Origin of the sequence: Bradyrhizobium sp. CCBAU 11434, from assembly GCF_028128895.1 — a bacterium.
GTDB lineage: Bacteria > Pseudomonadota > Alphaproteobacteria > Rhizobiales > Xanthobacteraceae > Bradyrhizobium > Bradyrhizobium zhengyangense.
Window position 1 is genome coordinate 302,891 of record NZ_LBJX01000001.1, and the last position, 19,815, is coordinate 322,705.

General features: G+C 62.0%; 12 protein-coding genes and 2 pseudogenes. 1 reads left to right on the forward strand and 13 read right to left on the reverse strand.

Translation table 11 applies throughout. From position 1 onward, the window contains the following. Positions 1-16 precede the first annotated feature (16 nt). The 13 genes and pseudogenes from XI06_RS01425 to XI06_RS01485 form a co-directional block, all read right to left on the reverse strand. On the reverse strand, positions 17-1,228 hold the full coding sequence (locus XI06_RS01425) for an ABC transporter substrate-binding protein (RefSeq protein WP_271604470.1): 1,212 nt from the start codon (positions 1,226-1,228) through the stop codon (positions 17-19). Positions 1,229-1,272: 44 nt separating this feature from the next. Beyond that, on the reverse strand, positions 1,273-2,253 hold the full coding sequence (locus XI06_RS01430) for an NAD(P)H-dependent flavin oxidoreductase (RefSeq protein ID WP_271604471.1): 981 nt from the start codon (positions 2,251-2,253) through the stop codon (positions 1,273-1,275). Continuing rightward, entirely contained in the window at positions 2,253-2,633 is a 381-nt protein-coding gene (locus XI06_RS01435) for a hypothetical protein (protein ID WP_271604472.1), read from the reverse strand. The genes XI06_RS01430 and XI06_RS01435 overlap by 1 nt, the downstream gene beginning before the upstream one ends. Before the next feature lie 70 nt (positions 2,634-2,703). Beyond that, the gene (locus XI06_RS01440) at positions 2,704-3,600 is read right to left on the reverse strand and encodes a LysR family transcriptional regulator (RefSeq protein WP_333909301.1); all 897 of its coding nucleotides are present in this window, start codon (positions 3,598-3,600) and stop codon (positions 2,704-2,706) included. Between the two features lie 451 nt (positions 3,601-4,051). Next, positions 4,052-4,306, reverse strand: a pseudogene (locus tag XI06_RS01445) (helix-turn-helix domain-containing protein); the annotation flags it as partial. Positions 4,307-4,417: 111 nt separating this feature from the next. Next, entirely contained in the window at positions 4,418-6,454 is a 2,037-nt protein-coding gene (locus tag XI06_RS01450; protein WP_271604474.1) for an NADPH-dependent 2,4-dienoyl-CoA reductase, read from the reverse strand. Positions 6,455-7,007: 553 nt separating this feature from the next. After that, the gene (locus XI06_RS01455; protein ID WP_212428557.1) at positions 7,008-7,328 is read right to left on the reverse strand and encodes a DUF736 domain-containing protein; all 321 of its coding nucleotides are present in this window, start codon (positions 7,326-7,328) and stop codon (positions 7,008-7,010) included. A gap of 538 nt (positions 7,329-7,866) precedes the next feature. Continuing rightward, the gene (locus XI06_RS01460; protein WP_271604475.1) at positions 7,867-8,349 is read right to left on the reverse strand and encodes a hypothetical protein; all 483 of its coding nucleotides are present in this window, start codon (positions 8,347-8,349) and stop codon (positions 7,867-7,869) included. A 141-nt stretch (positions 8,350-8,490) separates the two neighbouring features. Next, entirely contained in the window at positions 8,491-9,414 is a 924-nt protein-coding gene (locus XI06_RS01465; protein ID WP_271604476.1) for a DUF2493 domain-containing protein, read from the reverse strand. Positions 9,415-9,741: 327 nt separating this feature from the next. Next, positions 9,742-10,803 carry a DUF7146 domain-containing protein gene (locus tag XI06_RS01470; protein WP_271604477.1) on the reverse strand — a complete coding sequence of 354 codons (1,062 nt, stop codon included), beginning with the start codon at positions 10,801-10,803 and terminating at the stop codon, positions 9,742-9,744. Beyond that, complete coding sequence (locus tag XI06_RS01475; protein WP_271604478.1) at positions 10,803-15,125, reverse strand: strawberry notch-like NTP hydrolase domain-containing protein; 4,323 nt, start codon at positions 15,123-15,125, stop codon at positions 10,803-10,805. The genes XI06_RS01470 and XI06_RS01475 overlap by 1 nt, the downstream gene beginning before the upstream one ends. Before the next feature lie 180 nt (positions 15,126-15,305). Beyond that, complete coding sequence (locus XI06_RS01480) at positions 15,306-17,423, reverse strand: ParB/RepB/Spo0J family partition protein (protein WP_271604479.1); 2,118 nt, start codon at positions 17,421-17,423, stop codon at positions 15,306-15,308. 103 nt (positions 17,424-17,526) lie between these two features. After that, positions 17,527-18,489 carry an ArdC family protein gene (locus XI06_RS01485; RefSeq protein WP_271604480.1) on the reverse strand — a complete coding sequence of 321 codons (963 nt, stop codon included), beginning with the start codon at positions 18,487-18,489 and terminating at the stop codon, positions 17,527-17,529. A 300-nt stretch (positions 18,490-18,789) separates the two neighbouring features. Between XI06_RS01485 and XI06_RS01490 the strand changes: the two are divergent. After that, positions 18,790-19,815 (forward strand): annotated as a pseudogene (locus tag XI06_RS01490) (IS110 family transposase); the annotation flags it as partial.

Below are 19,815 nucleotides of genomic sequence, written 5' to 3' on the forward strand. Positions count from 1 at the left end.
TTTCTTCCCCTATGGCTCAATCTGCAATGACGATGCGACCACCGTCGATGATGTCGCCAAACAAAACCCAGCGACTTCCGGTAAAGCGGACCAACTGCATCTGCTCGATCGGATAGTGATCGGTGCGCGAGGTATTGATGCGAATACCTGGGAGTAGCATGTCCAATTCGACATTCTTGAGATTCTCGGCTGCGGCCATCACGTCACTCCGGGCGACATTACGGCCGACTTTCTGCAAAATCTGGGCAAGCAGTTCCGCGTACATGTAGCCGCTGACGGTGTTCAGATCGTGCTGATCGCCTTTCGGGTAATATTTCGTCATGAAAGCGCGCCAGCGCACCACCCCGGCATCGCTTTCCCACTGCGGATCATCGGGATCTTTCGAAAACGCGGCCGAGATCACATCCTGCACGTTCGACAAGCCGGCCGCCGTCATCACGGCAGCGACCGACGACGAGGCGCCGGCCAGGAAACGCTGTGGATTCCATCCGATCTCAGCGGCTTTCCGCAGGGCCTGCGCCGAAAACTTGTTCGAGGAAAACAACATCAGCACGTCGGCTCCCGACGACCTCAGGTTGACAATCTGCGAGTCAACTGTGGGCTGGCTCGTCTCATAGGAGGCCTCCGCCACCAGCATCTTCGGAGCCAACTCGCCGAGCCCTGCTCGCAAACCGATCAGGTGGTCTCGACCATAATCGTCGTTCTGAAACAGCACCGCGATCTTGGCATCTGGCTTCGTCTTCAGAATGTAATTAGCGAAGACCTGTCCTTCGGTTTGGTAACTCGGGCGAAATCCCATCGTCCACGGATTCTTCTTGTGGTCACCGAAGACGGTGCCGCCCGTGGCGACAAACAACTGCGGCACCTTTTTGGCGTTCACATAGCGCATGATCGCGACGTTGGTGGGGGTTCCAAACGTGCAGTACAGCAGCAGAACCTCGTCGCTCTCGATCAGCTTGCGTGCTTGCTCGACCGTCCTGGGAGGTGAATAACCATCGTCATAGGAAATCACCTTGACCCTGCGGCCGTTAATCCCGCCTTCGTCATTGACCTTGTCGAAATAGGCGATCGCCGTCGTTCCGAACGCGCTGTAGGACGAGGCCGGGCCGCTAAGCGGCAGTATGGTCCCAAGCGACAGTTCAGTGTCGGTGACGCCGGGCGTCTGCGACAGGGCCGGCGAAGCGAGACTCAGGGCGGCCAGCGTCAGGCCGCGAATCGCGATTTTCATTTTATCGTCCCCTCTTGAATTGAGTGCGATATTTCAAAGCGGTTTCACACGCGCAATACGTCGGTCTTCATCCTCGCCTGCATTGCAACCACGGCATCGCGATATTCACGCCGCGTGCGCTCGACGAGCTCGGCAGCGGGCATGACGGCAGCGACCCCTGAAACCGAATGGCCAGCGCTCCACGTGTCACGCCAGCGTCTGACGCTCGACGAGCCGTTGCGGCCGTAAAGCGCGTCCGCCGCCTGTTTCGTCATGTCTGTCGGGAGATTTTCTGGATCGAGACCGGCAGCAATGATCGAGGGGACGAGCGTGTTGGTCTCGAGGCCTGTGAAGGCTTTCGACAGCAACACGTCGTCGAGTTCGGACGAGACCAGCATCGCCTTGTATTCGTCGACGGCCATGCTCTCGCACGTGGCGATGAATTTTGTTCCCATGTAGCAAAGGTCGCATCCGAGCGCCTCGGCGGCGTGCACCGCATATCCGTCGGATATGCCACCCGCCAGCACGATGGGCCCATCGTAGAAGCCACGCACCGCTCGGACAAATGCGAAGCCGTTGGCCCATCCGGTCTGACCGCCGGCGCCAGCCGTCAGCAGCACAAGACCGTCTACACCCGCCGCGATCGCCTTCTTCGCATGACGGATCGAAGCGACGTCGGCGAAGACAAGGCAGCCGGCATCATGCAGAGGCTGCACCACTGGATCAGGCGGGCCGACGCTAGTGATGACCATCTCGCATCCGTGGCTGATGATCGCGGCGAGATCCTCCCACAGGGTCTCGCGGCGAATGATCAGGTTGGGGCAGAATGGCGCATCTTGCATCCGGAGGGCTGCAGCGATCTTTTCGATCCAGCCGTTGAGTTCGTCCTGCGTCCGACAGTTGGCCGTCGGAAACGACCCAATCGCACCGGCGCGGCATGCCGCGATCACAAGGTCCGGCCCGGACACCCGGAACATCGGCGCCGCGATGACAGGAACGGAGAGGCGACGAAGGATGTGCTCAAAGCGTCCGGCTGTGGCATGCATTAGGCGGCCTCCACACGCTTGCTTGCGAGTTCCGCGGCAGCAGCGCGGTGTAGGCACGTAATGATCACGGGGCCCCGATGCTTGACGCAGATTTCCATGTCGGCGTGCAGCCGATCGTTCGACGGATGGCAGATCTGGTTGACCGCGAAACGCGCCACGGAAAGCGCGGGATTTTGCCCGGCGCATGTACCGGGTTTGTCCTTGGCGCGCGCGAGCCTGTCGTCCAAGGTCCCTATCGGGCGGGCATTGAGCGAAGGAAATGAGTCTAATATTCCGGCCTTGCATTGCTCAATGACAAGTTCAGATCCGGAGACAATAAACAACAGCGATGCCATAACCGGCAGCGAAAGTCGCCTATCGAACAGGGGCAGAAGTGGCATGGCGTTTCCATCGATTATGTTTCGCCCAGCCTAGTCGATGTGCGCTCGGGATTGTCTTCCATTTCCGGATTTACGAGATTCCAGACCTGGAAGACCAGATGCCGCTCAGCAAACCGCGGTCGGCCCTGCCCTGTGCGATGATGTGATTCAGTACGGCGCGAACGTGCGGCGCGCTGGACAGATCGGGGTGCGATAGAAGCCAAACGTCGGTTGCTTTGTAGAGCTTGGCCGGCGAAATACGCTGCAAGCTTTCATCTGCATCGCCAGTGATACACATGAGGGGTCCGCAGCCGACACCCGCACGGATCGCCGCGAGAAGATCCGCGTGCGACGAGCACTGCAACTGTCGATGCGCACTTCGAGATACGCTATCGAACCATTCCATTAACGGGTTCGGCGTGACGATGCCCACCGTCGAATGTCCTTTCCATTGATCCCGTGTCAGCGGCAAGGGCCGGCTTCGCGCATATGATTTCGCGCAGTAGATTGCAGCACCGAGCCGAGCGATCTTGCGGCCGACCAGATTTTCCTCACCGGCACCGAACAGGCGCAGCACGACATCCGCTTCTCCCCTCTTGATACGAGCTGGCCAACCGTCGACGTAGATATCAAGATCGATACCCGGATGACGGGCAGCGAAGCTGGGTAGACTACGGATCAGCCACGGACCGGAGAGAACTTCGGTGATCGACAGGCGCACGCGCCCGACCGGGCGTTTGCCCGCCTCGGCGAGCTCCGCCTCGATGGTTCTCGCTTGCGCGCGCATTTCTTCCGACTGATTATAAAGCCGCTCGCCAGCGGGCGTGAGCGACAGGCCTGCCTCGCCACGCGCGAGGAGGCGAACGCCGGCAAGTCGTTCAAGATCGGTGATCCGGCGGCTTACCGTCTGGGCGCTGATGCGCAATCGGCTGGCAGCCCAGGAATATTCGCAGAAGGTCCCAATCCATTGCAATCTTGATCCGGGCATCGAATTATCTGGTTCGCTATGTCGGCTCCGCTAATCGTCGAGCGGCATCGAATGGAACATTCAGTTCTTGCTTGTGCTTCGACCCATCGGGAATTACCGCCGTTACTATTACATCTTTCTAGCCGTACAGAATGTAAAACTGCGCTCGGCCGCCCGAGCTATATTGCCGGCGTTGCTGCTGGCAGGTGCAATAGCGCGCCTTTGCCCAGCTTGCCGATGCCTCGCGGCGATGCGTTCCTCTTCGTTTCGAACGTTCTCGCCTTAGTGAGTGGCGACCATGGTCTGACCTGCCACCCCGACGGTTGCCGCAGCCCGCTCGAGAATTGCGTTACGCCGGCCTTGAATGGACTCAAAGCCCGACCTGATCTTCGGCTGCATGGACGCTCGCGCTCTAATGGACATCTTGCCCTTCGGTGCAGGCGGGCTTGTCGCAATTCTCCGCAAGTGTCGGGGTCTTGGGCGCGAAGGCATGCGGACCCAGGGCATACTTTTGCTCGTGCGGCAGGTAGCTCAATTGGCCGATCTGGGTGAGGGTCGACGTGAGACGAGAGACCGTCGACCGAGGAAGACCACACCGGTCGGCGATATCGCGATTACCCAGACGTATGCTTCGATTTTCGAAGCAGCGCAGGATATCGAATGCGCGCGAAACGACCTGTATCACGTGCCTATCTTCCGGACCAGCCGACGGCCCCTCTTGCACCATCAGTTTCTCCGATCGACGCCCTTATTTGCGTAACGTACGCTTCCCATCTCGCGCGGGTGCGCAAATCTCTCAACCTATTGATCAATTCCCGATCTCGCAGCTCTCGTGGCATCAGATCACTGCCGCCAGCCGGGTTGCCTGATCGATCGCGCGCTTGGCATCCAGTTCTGCCGCCTCGTAAGCGCCGCCGACGAGGCGCGATTTGACGCCATGCGCTTCAAGCTCGTCGTATAGATTCCGGAACGATGTCTGCCCGGCGCAAACAATAACCGTGTCGACGTCAAATAGCCGGGGTTCCCCATTGACGCGGGTGTGCAGACCGGCATCGTCGATCTTGAGATACTCAACTCCGCTCACCATGTGCACACCGCGCCGCTGCAGAACCAGGCGGTGCGTCCAGCCGGTGGTACGACCGAGGTTTCGACCGACTGAATCGGACTTTCTCTGCATTAGATAGACTTCGCGCCGGGAGCTGGCGATCTCAGGCTTCACGCCTGTCACCCCGCCGCGGGGATGATTCCTGAAGTCTATGCCCCACTCCCGCGCGAAGACTTCGATATCCAGCGCAGCCGAAGTACCGGCATGCGTGATAAGCTCAGCAACATCGAAGCCGATACCGCCAGCCCCCATGATCGCAACCTTCTGCCCGACTACCCGACGGCCGCGAATGGCGTCGATGTAACTTACGACGCTCGGATGATCGATACCCTCGATCTTTGGAACGCGCGGCTCAATTCCGGTTGCGACAATCACCTCGTCGAACCCGTCGGCTTTCAGCGCATCGGCGGCGGCACGCGTGTTGAGGCGCAGTTCGACGCCGCGTACCGCAATCATGCGCCGGAAATAGCGCAGCGTTTCGTCGAATTCCTCCTTGCCCGGGATCTTCCGCGCAAGGTTGAACTGGCCGCCGATCTCGGGAGCCGCCTCGAACAGGGTTACCCTGTGGCCGCGCTCCGCTGCCGTCGTGGCGAAAGCAAGGCCCGCAGGTCCAGCACCAATGACCGCAATGCGCTTGGGCGCCGGCGTTCGATGGTAGGTTAGCTCCGTCTCGTGGCAAGCACGTGGATTGACCAGGCAGCTGACCATACGACCTGTGAACGAGTGGTCTAGACAGGCCTGATTGCATGCAATGCAGGTGTTGATCTCGTCCTCGCGCCCCTCGGCCGCCTTACGCACGAGTTCTGGATCCGCAAGCATCGGACGCGCCATCGAGACGATGTCGCCATCGCCACGCGCGAGGACGTCTTCGGCGACGTGCGGCATGTTGATGCGGTTCGAGGTGATCATCGGAACACCGAGCTCCTTGCGCAGCCGGCCAGTCACTCGCGTAAAGGCCGCGCGAGGAACCATCGTGGCAATCGTCGGGACGAAGGCTTCGTGCCAGCAGAAATGGGTGGAGACGATGTTGACGCCCGCGGCGACGACCGCTTTGCCAAGCGCAACGACCTCGTCCCAGGCAAGCCCACCTTCAAGCATATCCATCGCGGATATGCGGAAGATCACGATGAAGTCGTCGCCGACTGCCGCGCGTATTCGTCTGATCACTTCGACCGGGAAGCGCATGCGGTTTTCGAACGAACCACCCCAGCAATCCGTGCGACGGTTGGTTTTTTCGACCAGGAAAGTAGAGATCAGATAGCCGGCCGAGCCGATGATCTCGACGCCGTCATAGCCCGCTGACCTCGCGAGTGCGGCGCAGTTGGCGAAGTCGACGATCTGCTTTTCGATGCCCGCTTCATCCAGCTCGCGCGGCACGAACGCGCCGATCCGCGACTTCACGGCCGAGGGCGCGACGCAGTCCGGCGTGCGCGCCAAGGGACCCGAATGCAGGATCTGGAGGCAGATTTTCACGTCAGCATCGGCTGCACGCACCGCGTCAGTGATCACGCGGTGCTGTTCGGCCTCTTCCGGGGTCGACAGTTTGACGCCATGGCCGCTTGCCTCGACATTCGGCGGAACCCCGCCGGTGATGATCATGCCGACACCGTTCCGCGCACGCTCGGCAAAGAATGCGGCCTGCCGGACAAAGCCATTCTCGGCTTCTTCAAGGCCGGTGTGCATGGAGCCCATGAGCGCCCGGTTCTTCAGCTTAGTGAAGCCAAGATCAAGGGGTGAAAACAGCTTCGGATATTTCTGGCTGGCCAGCATCAGACGTATCCCCTCGGGTCTTTAGTTAATCGATTAATTAACTCCTCACTAAATTCACGAGGGCTGCGTGTCAACCCGTCCCGTCACGACGATCTCCTCAGCCGCGGAGCATGTGGATCAGCTATTTCCGTCTCCCGGGAGGGGTCGGCTACCCGAGGGTCGGAGCGGTTTGTTGGGCTGCGCGCCTCACAATTCGGTTAACCTGGCTGTTAAGACGTTCGGCTTCTGGACAGCCGACAAGTGCCAGCGTCGTGTCAACTTCGGCCGTAAGGATTTCAAGCGCGCGGAATCGCCCCGGTAGAGGCCTTCACGCCGCGGCGAGAGCTTCAGATGCCTCGACGGGATGCCTTCGCACGAGCCGGGCAATCGCAGCCCCGGCGATCCGCAGATGGGACTGCTGTGAATACAGGCTCATGTGCGAGACCTGCGGAATGACGGGATTCAGCGCTAGCGACGGGAATGAGGTTGCGGGTGGCTGCAGGACGTAAAGACGTGCGGACGGGATTAAAGAGGCCCCGTCCGATCTGTTCGGGCGGGGCTGGATTGAGCGCTCCTACTCGCCGGTCTTGCGCGGCCGCGACCACAGGAGATTGTAGCCTTCACCGCCCTCGTCATCGAACAGGTTCGCGTAGATCGGAGCGTTGAAGGAGGGATCGTCGAGCTTGAGCGAGAGGTAGTCGCGGCCTTCCTCGGAGCGCTTCGACCAGGCTGCGCCGATCTCCGCACGACCCACATAGATGCGGTGGCTGGGAGCGTTGTCGTTGGACCGGTTGGTCTCGGCGACGATGCGGACGCCCTTGGCTTGCAGGCTCAGGGTGACGATCTCGCCCTGGAAATCGTTGCCGACCTTCTTGAAGGAACCGATGTTAGCCATGTCACTTCTCCTGTTGTGTTTCGAGCCCGCGACCACCGCGGCCTCGATGGCGATCTAGGGCCGAGGACGATCGGCGACGCACCCGCTCGGGCCGGAGCGCAGCGGAGGACGCCGTTGTGGCGACTTTCTTGTCTCGCGAGGAATGGGCGAAGCCCAGGGGAAGAAAGTCGCATCAACGGCGTTGCGGCTCAGACGATCGAGGCGAAGCCGGTCTTCGGCCAGATCAAGCCATCAACGAGGCCACGTGCGTCGCGTGCTGAACCGCTCTTAAGGAGAAGTCGTGGCGTATCTCGGCTGTGCTGAACAAGAGATGGAAAAGATTCGGCGCAAAAAGAGAAACAATCTGCTGCAATGGGCGGTATCGTCTCCGAAGAAATGATCGAGACATCGCCGCTCCCCCGCGGCTTAGTGGACCGGCCGAAATCGGGCTCTTGGTCAAGGCCCCGAGGGGACTGCGCCCTCCCCGTTCAGGTCCCGATCATCCCTCGTTCAATGCTTCGATCTAGGCGAGCCTGCTCGACGACGAAGGCGGGAGCGGTCATCCCTCGCGCGTAGCGGCTGGAAGAACTGGGTATGATGGATTCTCCACCAGCCCAGCCAGTTCGAGCGGGCGTGGCTCTGCAAAAGCAGTCAAGCGTGTCCACGTTGTGCCCCCAACACAGACCGCGCCCAGGCAAGCGAGGATCTCTCGCCAAGCCAGCGAGGGCATGCCGATCTGGGACAGGGCGAACGCCACATGATAGCCGGCGACGGCAGCGGGGACAGCAAATGCTGTCGCGATCGCGATGCGCAAGGCCAAGGATCGGGTAATGGCGACGGCGGCCTGACCGACGGCAAGCGTCAACGCTCCACCGGCCGTTCCAAGAAGCAGCGCGCCGATGAGGCCGGCACCGCTCTGAAACGCCGTCATCCCGATACTCAGTGCGACGAAAAACGGCAGGGCATACACAGCGAGCGCAAAGATCGCCCAGCAGAATAAGCCAATGCCGAGTGTGTTGAGAACAAGCCCAAGGGCGAGCATGGTGGTGGCTCCATGTGCATAGAAGTACCAGTCGCGCCTTCCACCACCACCACGGCGCAACTCTGGATATGAGACTGAAAGGAGGCGGAGTTGCGGCGTGAGCAATTTCGCGTCGATGGCTTGGAGTCGAGAAGACGGCGCTCACGCGCCGCCGAACCTCCAGACAGGGATGCCGAGCCGCTTCGCCTTGTCGGCGAGGTTGTCCTGGATTCCCGTGCCCGGGAAGTGCATCACGCCGATCGGCAGGAGTTCGAGCATGGCGTCGTTGCGCTTGAAGGGCGCCGCCTTGGCGTGCTTGGTCCAATCGGGCTTGAAAGCGATCTGTGGCACCTTGCGAGTAGTTGCCCATTTGGAGGCTATTAGTTCGGCCCCTTTGGGCGAGCCGCCATGGAGCAGGACCATGTCGGAGTGCTTGGCGTGAACCTTGTCGAGGCGATCCCAGATCAGATGATGGTCGTTGAAATCGAGCCCGCCAGTGAGCGCGATCTTCGGCCCCAGCGGCAACATGATTTCGGTCTCGGCGCGACGCTTGGCCGCGATGAAGTCGCGCGAGTCGATCATCGCTGCGGTCAGAGTGCGATGGTTCACCAGTGATCCGGAACGAGGGCGCCAGGACGATCCGGTGTGAGCCTCAAAGCGCTCGATGGCCTGATCGCGGAAGAGCTCCAGGCAGTTGCGGCGCTCGATCAAAGTGATGCCCTCGGCCGTTAAGCGCTCGAGCTCGACTGATCGTACCTCGGAGCCATTCTGCTCGCGCTGGCTCTTTTGCTGCGCCTGCTCGTTGTCGTCGAGATGGCGTTCGATGCGGTCGACGGCACGATGGAACAGGTTGACGGTCGACCAGAGCAGATCGTCGAGATCCGGCTCGAGCCGCGTGTCGCTCAGTGTCGCAACCAGGGCGTCGAAGATATCGGCAACGGCGCCAGCGATCATCTTGCCCTCGGGAAGCGGCCGTGGATCAGGCTGGTCGTCGAAGGGACGGTAGCCGAAGAGCTGTAGTTCAGTGAGGACGTGGTCAGTTGGAGAAGAGGTGTGCGCCGGTTCGATGTCGTTGTGGTCGGTCATTGGAAGGACCCTTTGCCGGTTCGGCCGCGCCCATCGCGGCCTTTGTGGCGATCACTCAGACGGCGGGCGGAACGGGCCAGAACCCGCAAGGGCCGAAGCGGCAGCGGAGGATGGCGGAGGCCGGCTATTTTGCTTCGCGATGCAAAGCGCTCCGGTTTGATGGCTGATGTTTTCTCATCGCCGCGCGCGGCGGAAAATAGCCGGTCGCAGCCATTGCCGGCCCGGGCCGGTTGCCGTCCGATCGCCCTCTAGAAGGCCGAGGTCGCGTCCTTTTCCGGCATTGGTGCCTCCGCCGCCGACGCGTCGACGCCGATCGAAACGCCAGAGCTATTCCGCGACCACCGTCGACGAATGCAGGAAGCGGGCGACGTCCTCTGGCACGAGTTGAAGCCGCAACTCTGCTCGGAGTGCCTCGATACCGAAGATGTGCAGGTCTTCGTTGAAATCGCCCAGCCGAGGCGACAATGCAATCGCTTCAACGCCCGCGTCTTCCGCTCGCTGGGTGAGAGTAGCCTGCACGGCATCTCCGGCGGCATCGGCGTCACGTGCGATATAGAGCCGGCGCAGGCCAGACGGCAGCAATATGGCTGAGAGGTGATTGGCCGAGAGCGCCGCCGCCATCGGCATTGTCGGCAGCACACAGCGCAATGAAAGCATGGTCTCGATCCCCTCGCCGGCGGCGAGCACGTCGTCCACCACGCCGAAGCGAACGGCGTTGCCGAGCAGGTCGCCCATGGCCCGTCGTGGCGTGTCGATGGGAGCCTTGCCGAGACGAATGCGATCAAAGCCGTCTGGATCGAGCCAGGTTCGGTGCGCTCCGGTGATCCGCCCTTCGAGGTCCGTGACGCGGGCAATCATCGCCGGCCAGGTTTCGGTCGGCGAATGATCGTCCGGTCGATAGTAGCAACGTGGGTGGAAGCGCAGGCTGCCGCCATGGTGGATGAGGGCTATTCCGCGGCGCTGCAAATACGTCTCGACCACCGTCCCCTCGATCGCGCTGGATATCGCAAAGAGCCGGCGGGCGGCTTGCTGCGTTCCAGTTGGCGCCACCGAACGAACGGGCTTCGAGACCAGTTGCGGCTCAAGACGAGGCAGCTTCAGAAACCGCCTCGCTTCCTCGGCGGCCGTGCTGTAGTCGCGCAATCCCCGGCATTCGCGGATGATGTCGAGGAGATCGCCATGCTCGCCGGTCGCAGCGTCAGTCCACTTGCCGGCAGGGCCCTTTGGCGATTCCTGGAGCCGCACGAACATCGAGCGGCCCGGCGTGTTGCGGACGTCGCCGACGACCCAGTACCGCCCCGCCCGCTTGCCGTTGGAGAGATAGTATCGGCACACGGCCTCGGCCTCGCGCGCGAGGCGGCGTGCCAGTTCGCAAGGCGCGGAGGACATCACGCGGCCTCCCGCTCACTGACGCCCGTAACCGGATAGGTGTCGAGCACCCTCGACAGGACCTCAATGCCGCTCGCGTCCGTGGGTACGAACATGCGCAGCTTCCAGGAGATGATCTCTCCAAAGAGGCCGTAAGCACGGAGGCGATCGCGCATCGTGTCGTTGAATCCCGACAGCTCGATGCGATATGAACCCATCACCCGGGCTCGACGAAGCTGGAGCCCCTCCGTTAGATCGAGGACGGTCCGTCCTTCCACCAGCGCGGCAAAGGCAGCATCCGGCGTCAGCGAAGGCGCGTCCGCCGCAAGGACGCTTGCGACCCAGACAGCAGAGACCTTGCGTCCGATGATGCGTTCGCCCGCATCGGTTTGGAGCCGATAGACGCGGGTCGACTCGTTCGGCAACCGCTTCCAGATCGGTAACAGCAGACCCGCCACAACGTGGATCGTGCTTTCCGTGAACTCCGGCACCTCGGCAAGCTCCGCCAGCCAGGTCGAGGCGAAGCGTTCACGATCCGCTTCGTCCCAATGACTTTCGGCCATGGTGGTCAAGGGGACCGTGTGCTGCTCCATCGGCCGGATCAGACGGACGCGCCGCTCGATCTCGCCGTCATCGAGCATGATGCTCGGGGCCGAAACCTGCACGGCGGCTCGTCCCGAGCGCTCATTGACCAGCAGGACGGCCTGACGATCGGAAAGACGAGCAAGAGCATCATCCAGACTCCCCGGATGATTGCGCAGGCGCTGAGCGACCGTGAGCAGCCGGGTCTCGGCGCCGGTCCCCGGATGGTCATAGATCGTCCGCCGGTCGGTGACGACAAAGCTTTCGGCGCGGAGCGTTTCCAGGCCCAGGTCATAGGTGCCCGACGCGACAGCGCCTTCGATCCGACCGGTCAAGAGCTGCTCGAAGGCAGTGAACAGGACATTCTGTAGGTCGATCGTGAGCGCCAACAACCTGTTCAGGAAGGTCGTGATCGGCGGCAGATCATCCCTGAGGCCATTGGTATCCGTCAGTTTCAGGCCGGTCGCATTCTCGAACCTCTCGAGCGAGCAACCTCCGACCTTGCCTCGGACGAGCAGCGTGTAGAGTTGACGCAACGCATCGCGCCCGTACTGGCTTTCGAGATTATCCTCGGGCCGGAATAGCCCCTGCCCTCCGGTCTGGCGCTGGCCGCGGGTGATGGCCCCCAATGTGTCGAGCCGGCGCGCAATGGTGCTGAGGAAGCGCTTTTCCGCCTTCACGTCGGTGGCGATGGGCCGGAACAGCGGCGGCTGCGCCTGATTGGTCCGGTTTGTGCGGCCGAGCCCCTGGATCGCGGCATCCGCCTTCCAGCCGGGCTCGAGCAGGTAATGGACCCGCAAACGGCGATTCCGGGCTGAGAGTTCGGCGTGATAGCTCCTCCCCGTGCCGCCCGCGTCGGAGAACACAAGGATACGCTTGACGTCGTCCATGAAAGCCGAGGCCTCAGCGAGATTGGCCGAACCGGCGCGGTTTTCGACCACCAACCGGTCGCCCCTACGAATGATGCGGCGCGAGCGCCCGGTCACTTCGGCGACCATCTCGGTGCCGAAGCGCTGGACGATTTGATCCAGCGCGCCGGGTACCGGAGGCAGCGAGGCGAGTTTCTCGATGAGGCGGCCGCGCCGTGCGACGGCCTCCCGGCTCTCGACCGGCTGGCCATCGCGATAGACAGGCCGAGAGCAGAGGTTGCCCTCAGAGTCGGTGAACGGCTCGTAGAGCTGAACCGGGAAGGAATGGGCGAGATAGTCGAGCACATACTCGCGCGGGGTGATGTCGACCTGGACGTCACCCCAGTCTTCGGTCGGGATCTCGGCGAGCCGGCGCTCCATCAGCGCTTCGCCCGTTGAAACAATCTGGATGACAGCGGCATGTCCGGCGTCGAGATCGCGCTCGATCGATCGGACGAGCGACGGCGTCTTCATTGAGGTCAGCAGATGGCCGAAGAAGCGCTGTTTGGCGCTCTCGAAGGCGGATCGGGCCGCGGATTTTGCCTGCCCGTTCAGCGTTCCGGTTTCGCCGGTGATGTTGGCCGCGCGCATGGCCGCATCGAGGTTGTTATGGATGACGCTGAAGGCACTGGCATAGGCGTCGTAGATGCGGACCTGCTCCGGCGTAAGCTGGTGCTCGAGGAGCTCATACTCGACGCCTTCGTAAGAGAGCGAGCGGGCCGCATAGAGGCCGAGCGCCTTGAGATCACAGGCCAGCACCTCCATCGCCGCGACCCCGCCCTGCTCGATCGCTTCGACGAACTCGGCACGAGTGGCAAACGGGAAGTCGGCACCGCCCCAAAGGCCGAGGCGTTGGGCATAAGCGAGATTGTGGACCGTGGTGGCACCCGTCGCCGACACATAAACCACGCGAGCATTCGGCAAGGCATGCTGGAGCCTCAGGCCCGCGCGTCCCTGCTGAGAGGCCGCCTGATCGCCGCGCTCGCCCTTGCCCCCGACCGCGTTCTGCATGGCGTGGCTCTCGTCGAAGACGATCACTCCGTCGAAGTCCGAGCCCAACCATTCAACGATCTGCCTGACACGCGAAAGCTTTTCGCCACGCTCGTCGGTGCGTAGCGTGGCATAGGTAGCAAAAAGGATGCCTTCCGAAAGCCGGATCGGTGTGCCCTGGCGAAACCGGGACAGGGGCGTAACGAGCAGTCGCTCCATGCCGAGCGCGGACCAGTCGCGCTGGGCATCTTCGATCAGCTTGTCGGATTTGCTGATCCAGACCGCACGGCGGCGGCCCTTGAGCCAATTGTCGAGCAGGACCCCGGCGACCTGCCGTCCCTTGCCCGCGCCAGTGCCATCACCCAAGAACCAGCCGCGGCGAAAGCGGACGGTATCTTCTGCGTCGTCGCGCGCGGCGGCCACAACGTCAAACGTCGCATCGACCGTCCAAGCGCCCGCAAGAAATTCGGAATGCGCCTCGCCAGCATAAATGACACTTTCGATCTGGGCGTCCGACAGAACTCCGTCTGCCAGCAAACTTGCAGGCAGATGCGGACGGTACGACGGCTTCGGCGGCGCAACGGATGCCATCGCCGCAGACTGCACGAGCTTGGTCGGATGTGCGCACGATCCGGGAATACGGATAGACTGCAATCCGTACTCCTCATAAAGAGCATCGGTGAGGCGGGCGTCTTCCGGCGGCGACCATTCGACGGTCTCGTACGTGAGTTCGACGCCATTTGGCGCTGCGCTTTCCGAAGTGGACGACAGACATGATACGGAAGCGCGCACCGATCGGGGCATTGCAGGGCGCCTGATGACGCCGGCCACAACCGGCGCAGCGACGGGCAGCCTCAGAGGCACATGCTGGGTTACCCAATTGAGCAAGGTGGCGACATCGCCGGCCATGCCCTGCGACGCAGGAAAAGCCTTCGGATCGGCAGCGGGCAACTTATCGATTACGAGCAGCCTCGTGTCCGTCTGAGTGCCGTGCTTGGCGTAGACGGCGCCGTCGATCGCGGCAGAAAACACGACCCGTCCGCGCTCCTGGAGGCGAACAAAGGCTTCTCGCCACGCCGGATTATCCGGCGCAAGGCCGGCGCTAGCGATGGCGACGAGGCGTCCACCGTCGCAAAGACGCGCGAGCGCCGAAGCGACGTGCCGGAAAGCGGCGTCCGCCATTCGTCGATCGACATTCGCCACCGCGGAGAACGGCGGGTTCATCAGAACGACGCTAGGTACTACATTCGCATCGAGGTGATCATCGATCTGCGCAGCGTCAAACCGCGTGACCTCAACGTTGGCAAACAAATGATCCAGCAGCGCCGCGCGGCTTTCGGCTAGCTCGTTCAACATCAGAGAGCCGCCGGCGAGTTCGGCAAGGATGGCGAACAAGCCAGTCCCCGCGGATGGCTCCAGAACGCGGTCGGCAGGCGTTATACCGGCTGCGGTGCATGCGGCCAGCCCAAGCGGGATCGGCGTCGAGAATTGCTGGAACGCCTGACTGTCCTCGGATCGCCGCGTATGGGTCGGCAGACAGCTCTCGATTCTAGCGAGCATTGGCAGCATGGCAGCCGTCGAGCCAGCCTTGGCGCGCATGGCCGGACCGAACTTGCGAAGGAAGAGAACGGTTGCCGCCTCGCAGACGTCATACGCGGTCTTCCAGTTCCAGGCGCCGGCCGCATCCGAGGCGCCGAAGGCCGCTTCCATGGCGCCACGCAGGACGGCGGCATCAATGCGACGGCCGCGTTCCAGATCAGTCAAGATCTGTCGGGCGGCCTTGATAGCAGCAGAGGTGAGAGCAGCAGCGGCACGCATCGAGAGCGGCGCGGCGGCAGCGCCGCCCGCGAGAGATTCGGTCATGACAGGAGTTCTTTCGGAGAGCGGGAACGGGTCGAACCATCAGGCGCTCTCCTTTGACCCGATGGCTCAAACCCTTCTCGGCCCTCCTCTTCCTCTCAGCCCTCGCCTCATAAAAAAGGGACCGGCGTTGCACACCGGTCCCCAAGCAACTGCGGGATGGCCGGAGCCGTCCGCTCTGTGTCACTCAGCCGCGTCGAGCTGTTGCGGATCGTCGTCGCCGGCTTTCTCCCGTTCCTCATCGTCGCCGAGGAATTCCGGCAGCGGGCCCGCTTCGCCCTCCTGCCCCACCGGCGCTGCATCGGGATCAACGAGACGCAGCGGCTCCGGCAACCAGCCTGAGCCGTCCAGAAGGCGCTCGGCCTCCTTGGCCATGTCGGCCTTCTTCAGATGGTCGATCAGTTGCGCCGACGACTCGCCCTTGACTTCCCGCACCGCCTCCAGAATTCGCGGCTTGGTGACCCGGCCGAGATAGTTGTCGACGGTCGGCCGCCAGCCAGCCTGCACCATGTCGAGCCCGATCGCGCGCGCCAGCACATCCGCTTGGTCGAGACGGGTGCGGACACCGTGAGCTGAGACACGGCCCTGATTGTATCGATTAGCCGGCTCATAGACGGCATTGACCGCAAATGATGCACAGTGGGCGAACAGCGACGCCTGTGCACCACCATCGAGAGCCGTCAGCGCATCCCAGAGATCGTTCTCGCTCTTCGGCAACCGTGCCTTCCAGGCCTCATGCCGCGCCTCGACGGCCTTGGCGGAGACGCTTTCTCTCAGCCCCGGAGCTTGAGCTGGAAAGTTCGGCGTGCGAAGGCCGATCTCAAGACAGCTCCGGGACGATGCGAACCGGTAAAAGGCCGTCAGCACGAAGTTATGCAGCACCGCTTGGAACGCGATCGCAGGATTTTCTGCCAGCGCATCGCGCAATGCCAGCGTTCGATGCGCCGTCAGCTCGGTGATCAGCCGATCCGGCAGAGGCCTGGCCGCATCCTCATCATCTTCTTCAGCATCGGGAGCACTCCCCGCGACCGCGATCACCGTGCGCTGGACGGAAGCGCCCTCTTCTTGACCTTCGGTCGACAACGCACCGGCGTCCTGCCCGACATCGCAATCAGTTGCCGGCACCTCGTCCTCTGGCCGGACGTAACCCCGGTCCACAGAGAGGCGCCCCTCGGGATCGATGCCGATGAAGATACCAGCTCGGGCGATCTCGGTCGGATCGTAGTGCATCGGCCGATTTTCGAATGCCGCCAGTGCCGCCTCGATTTCGCCGAGACGCTGGTCGATTTCGTCGGGCAGCTCGTCTGCATCCTGATAATCGGTTTCCAGCTTGGCTTGCTCGGCATTCAGGGCATCGATGGTGGCCTGCTCCTCAGGCGAGAGATCGACAGGCTTGCCTTCGATTTCTCGCAGGCCTTCAGTGTGACCGTAAGAGAACTCTACGGCGACCGAGATCCACTTCCAGCCTTCGGCCGCGATCGTCTCAGCTTCGGCTTTGAGCTTTTCGGTTACGAGGCGGTCGAGCAACACGACGTCCTGAAGCCAGCCGCCGTCGTCGTGCTCGAACAAATCCCGCAGAACGCCGCCACCGGCCTGCTGATAGGCATCGAGGCCCACAAACTGCGCTCGGCGATCGGACCCGCGCACTGTGTTCTCAGTGAGCATGCGGCGGATCTGGTATGGTTCATCATAACCGGAGCGGCTGACGTTCTCCCAGACTTGCTCCTGGCGGGCATGATCCGCAGTGACTGAGAACGCCATGAGCTGCTCGAGCGTCATGCCATCCTCGGCATAGACGTCGTGCAATTTCGGCGAGACCGACGCCAGGCGTAGGCGCTGTTTGACTATGGCAGGGTTTACGAAATGGCGCGCGGCAATGTCTTCTTCGCTCATGCCGAGATCGCGGAGAGTCTGGAAAGCCCGAAACTGATCGAGGGGGTGCAGACCGACCCGCTCATCGTTCTCCGCCACCGAATCGTCCGCGGCAATGCCCCCTTCACGCACAACGCACGGCACCGCCTGCGTCTTTGACATGCGTTTCTGTTTCACCAGAAGCTCGAGGGCACGATAGCGCCTGCCGCCCGCCGGCACCTCGAACATGCCGGTCTCGTTGCCATCTGCATCAACGACGGCTCGGACACTTAGACTTTGCAGAAGCGTACGCTGCGCGATGCTCTCGGCTAGCTGTTCGATCGAGACACCGGCCTTGACGCGGCGAACGTTCGACTGGCTGAGCACGAGCTTGTTGAAGGGAATGTCCCGGGAAGGCGACAGCGTGATCTTTTGTACGGCTTTCGTCATTTTGGCTCTCCACGACGGGCGGCCGTGAGACTCTCTCTCGGCTTCCAACCCGTCGCGAACAGCCTCCCCTCCTCTCACTCTCGCGCGGCCACGAGGCGGAGCATCATGCCGCCTCATGATCGGCCACAACCGAATCCAGCGGCGCGGGCTCAATGGACCCGGGAACGAAGCCGAGCAAATAGTCCGCGGCCTTGCTCGCCTGCGAAGCGGCACGCACGATGGCCCGATTGTCTTCGCGCAGGACTTCAAGCCAGGAGCCGATATAGTCGGCATGGCGCACGGTCGGGACGATCCCGAGCGAGGCGCAGCTGAATGCGGAGCTCAACTCGGCAACCAGTTCTTCGAAGGCATATTTCTTCGTACCATAGGATCCGCTCTGGTCGCGGTTGAGACGCGAGGGATGCCCGGTCGCATGACCGAGCTCATGCAACGCAGTGCGGTGCCAGTTGATGGGTTCGAAGTAGGCCTGCGGCGGTGGGACCTGAACATAGTCTTCGGCTGTTGCGTAGAATGCGCGATCTCCACCGATCCGAAATGGAATTCCGCTGGCCTTGATCAGGGCGTCGACCGTGGGTTCGATGAGGCCAGCCGGCGGTGGCGGCGCAGCGGTGGCAATCTCGTCAGGCAGATCTGCGCACTGATCGACGTTGAAAACGGTAAATCGTTTGAGGAATGGAATCGCCTGGGCGTCTTCGCCGGTCTCAGCGGCGCGTCGCCTTTCGTCATTCGGCACGAAACGATCCGCGTAGACAACGGTGGTACCGCGCTCTCCTTTGCGAACGTGACCACCAAGCGAGAGCGCCTGGCGGAAAGTGAGCCAGCTTTGCCCGGTGAATCCGCGTTCGATCACGGCTCCCCAGAGAATGAGGATGTTCACGCCACTGTATTGCCGATTGGTCGACGCATTTTTCGGCATCGCCAGCGGCGCTTTCGCCGCAGCCGTCCCCCAGGGCTGAACCCAGGGGACGCGGCCGGCCTCAAGCTCGGCAATGATCTTGTCGGTGATTTCGTTATAGAGGTTCGCGCGGTCCTGGCCGGCGCGCGCACCAACAGTAGGGTTTGGCATCGCGGTTCTCCGCGACGGGCGCCGCGAGCCTCTCTCGCAGCTTCTAACCCGTCACGGAAAACCCAGCCTGCACTCTTACTCTGAGCTTCGTGCAATCTGCCTAGGGCCGCAGGCGTGATCGGGCGTGCGCCAGGGGCGCATCGCCTTAAGAAAAAAGCCACCCGCAGGAGCGTGAGCATAGCGACGCCGAAGGCGGCACGCGGGACCGAGTGCAGCGACGAGATGAAGTAACCGGGCACCGACCACTCGGGCGCATAATACGCCGATCGATTCGCCCAACAAGATGAGCTGGAGATCCTGATGAATTACTTCGCTGGACTCGACGTGTCTTTGAAGCGCACCGCGATCTGCATCGTTGATCGAGATGGAAATATCGTCCGGGAAGGAGTGACGGATACCGAACCCGAGGCGCTAATTTCTTGGCTAAGAAACACCCGCTTCGCTTTGCAGCGCATTGGGCTAGAAGCCGGCCAATGTTCCTCCTGGCTGCACAAGGGGCTTTCGGAAGGCGGATTACCCGTCATTTGTGTTGAGACCCGGCACGCAAAGAGCGTGATGCAAGCTCAAACTGTCAAGACGGACCGCAACGATGCTCGTGCGCTTGCGCAAATGATGCGAACAGGGTGGTTTAAGGCGGTTCACATCAAATCTGAAGGCAGCCAAAAGCTCCGAGCTCTGATGGGCAGTCGCCGGTGCCTGCTCGACAAGCAACGCGACCTCAACAATCATATTCGGGCGGCACTTCGAACCTTCGGATTCAAAGTGAGTCTTATCGGCCAAAGCCGCTTTGAAGAGCGTGTACGCGAGCTTATCTTGGATGACGGAGATTTACAGGCCCTCGTGGTTCCATTGCTGGAAGCTCGGCGCATACTCGGCGAACAAGCACGCGTGTTGACGCGCCTGATTGGGCGCCTGGTTCGCAGCGATGCTACTTGCCGCCGGTTCATGACGGTTCCTGGCGTTGGCCCCCTGACAGCATTGGCATTCAAGACGACCATCGATGACCCAGGCCGCTTCCGTAAATCCCGGCACGTTGGCGTCCATCTTGGACTGACCCCAGGCAAATACGCGTCCGGAGAGGTCGACTACAACGGGCGTATCACCCGATGCGGCGATGCCTTTGCTCGAGAACACCTCTTCGAGAGCCGCTCATTCATTGATGGTCAACACAAGACGGTGGTGTTCGCTAAAGGCATGGGGCATCCGCATCGCCAAGCGAAGTTCCATGAAAAATGCGCTGGTCGCGGTGGCTCGCAAGATATCAGTCATCCTGCACCGTATGTGGTGCGACGGCAGCGACTTCCGGTGGGAGAAATCAGAGGCCGC

What these genes read in the sequence shown, in the direction of transcription:
- XI06_RS01425 (WP_271604470.1), bottom strand. Translation starts at nt 1,228, where the DNA reads ATGAAAATCGCGATTCGCGGCCTGACGCTGGCCGCCCTGAGTCTCGCT.
- XI06_RS01430 (WP_271604471.1), bottom strand. Translation starts at nt 2,253, where the DNA reads ATGCATGCCACAGCCGGACGCTTTGAGCACATCCTTCGTCGCCTCTCC.
- XI06_RS01435 (WP_271604472.1), bottom strand. Translation starts at nt 2,633, where the DNA reads ATGCCACTTCTGCCCCTGTTCGATAGGCGACTTTCGCTGCCGGTTATG.
- XI06_RS01440 (WP_333909301.1), bottom strand. Translation starts at nt 3,600, where the DNA reads ATGCCCGGATCAAGATTGCAATGGATTGGGACCTTCTGCGAATATTCC.
- XI06_RS01450 (WP_271604474.1), bottom strand. Translation starts at nt 6,454, where the DNA reads ATGCTGGCCAGCCAGAAATATCCGAAGCTGTTTTCACCCCTTGATCTT.
- XI06_RS01455 (WP_212428557.1), bottom strand. Translation starts at nt 7,328, where the DNA reads ATGGCTAACATCGGTTCCTTCAAGAAGGTCGGCAACGATTTCCAGGGC.
- XI06_RS01460 (WP_271604475.1), bottom strand. Translation starts at nt 8,349, where the DNA reads ATGCTCGCCCTTGGGCTTGTTCTCAACACACTCGGCATTGGCTTATTC.
- XI06_RS01465 (WP_271604476.1), bottom strand. Translation starts at nt 9,414, where the DNA reads ATGACCGACCACAACGACATCGAACCGGCGCACACCTCTTCTCCAACT.
- XI06_RS01470 (WP_271604477.1), bottom strand. Translation starts at nt 10,803, where the DNA reads ATGTCCTCCGCGCCTTGCGAACTGGCACGCCGCCTCGCGCGCGAGGCC.
- XI06_RS01475 (WP_271604478.1), bottom strand. Translation starts at nt 15,125, where the DNA reads ATGACCGAATCTCTCGCGGGCGGCGCTGCCGCCGCGCCGCTCTCGATG.
- XI06_RS01480 (WP_271604479.1), bottom strand. Translation starts at nt 17,423, where the DNA reads ATGACGAAAGCCGTACAAAAGATCACGCTGTCGCCTTCCCGGGACATT.
- XI06_RS01485 (WP_271604480.1), bottom strand. Translation starts at nt 18,489, where the DNA reads ATGCCAAACCCTACTGTTGGTGCGCGCGCCGGCCAGGACCGCGCGAAC.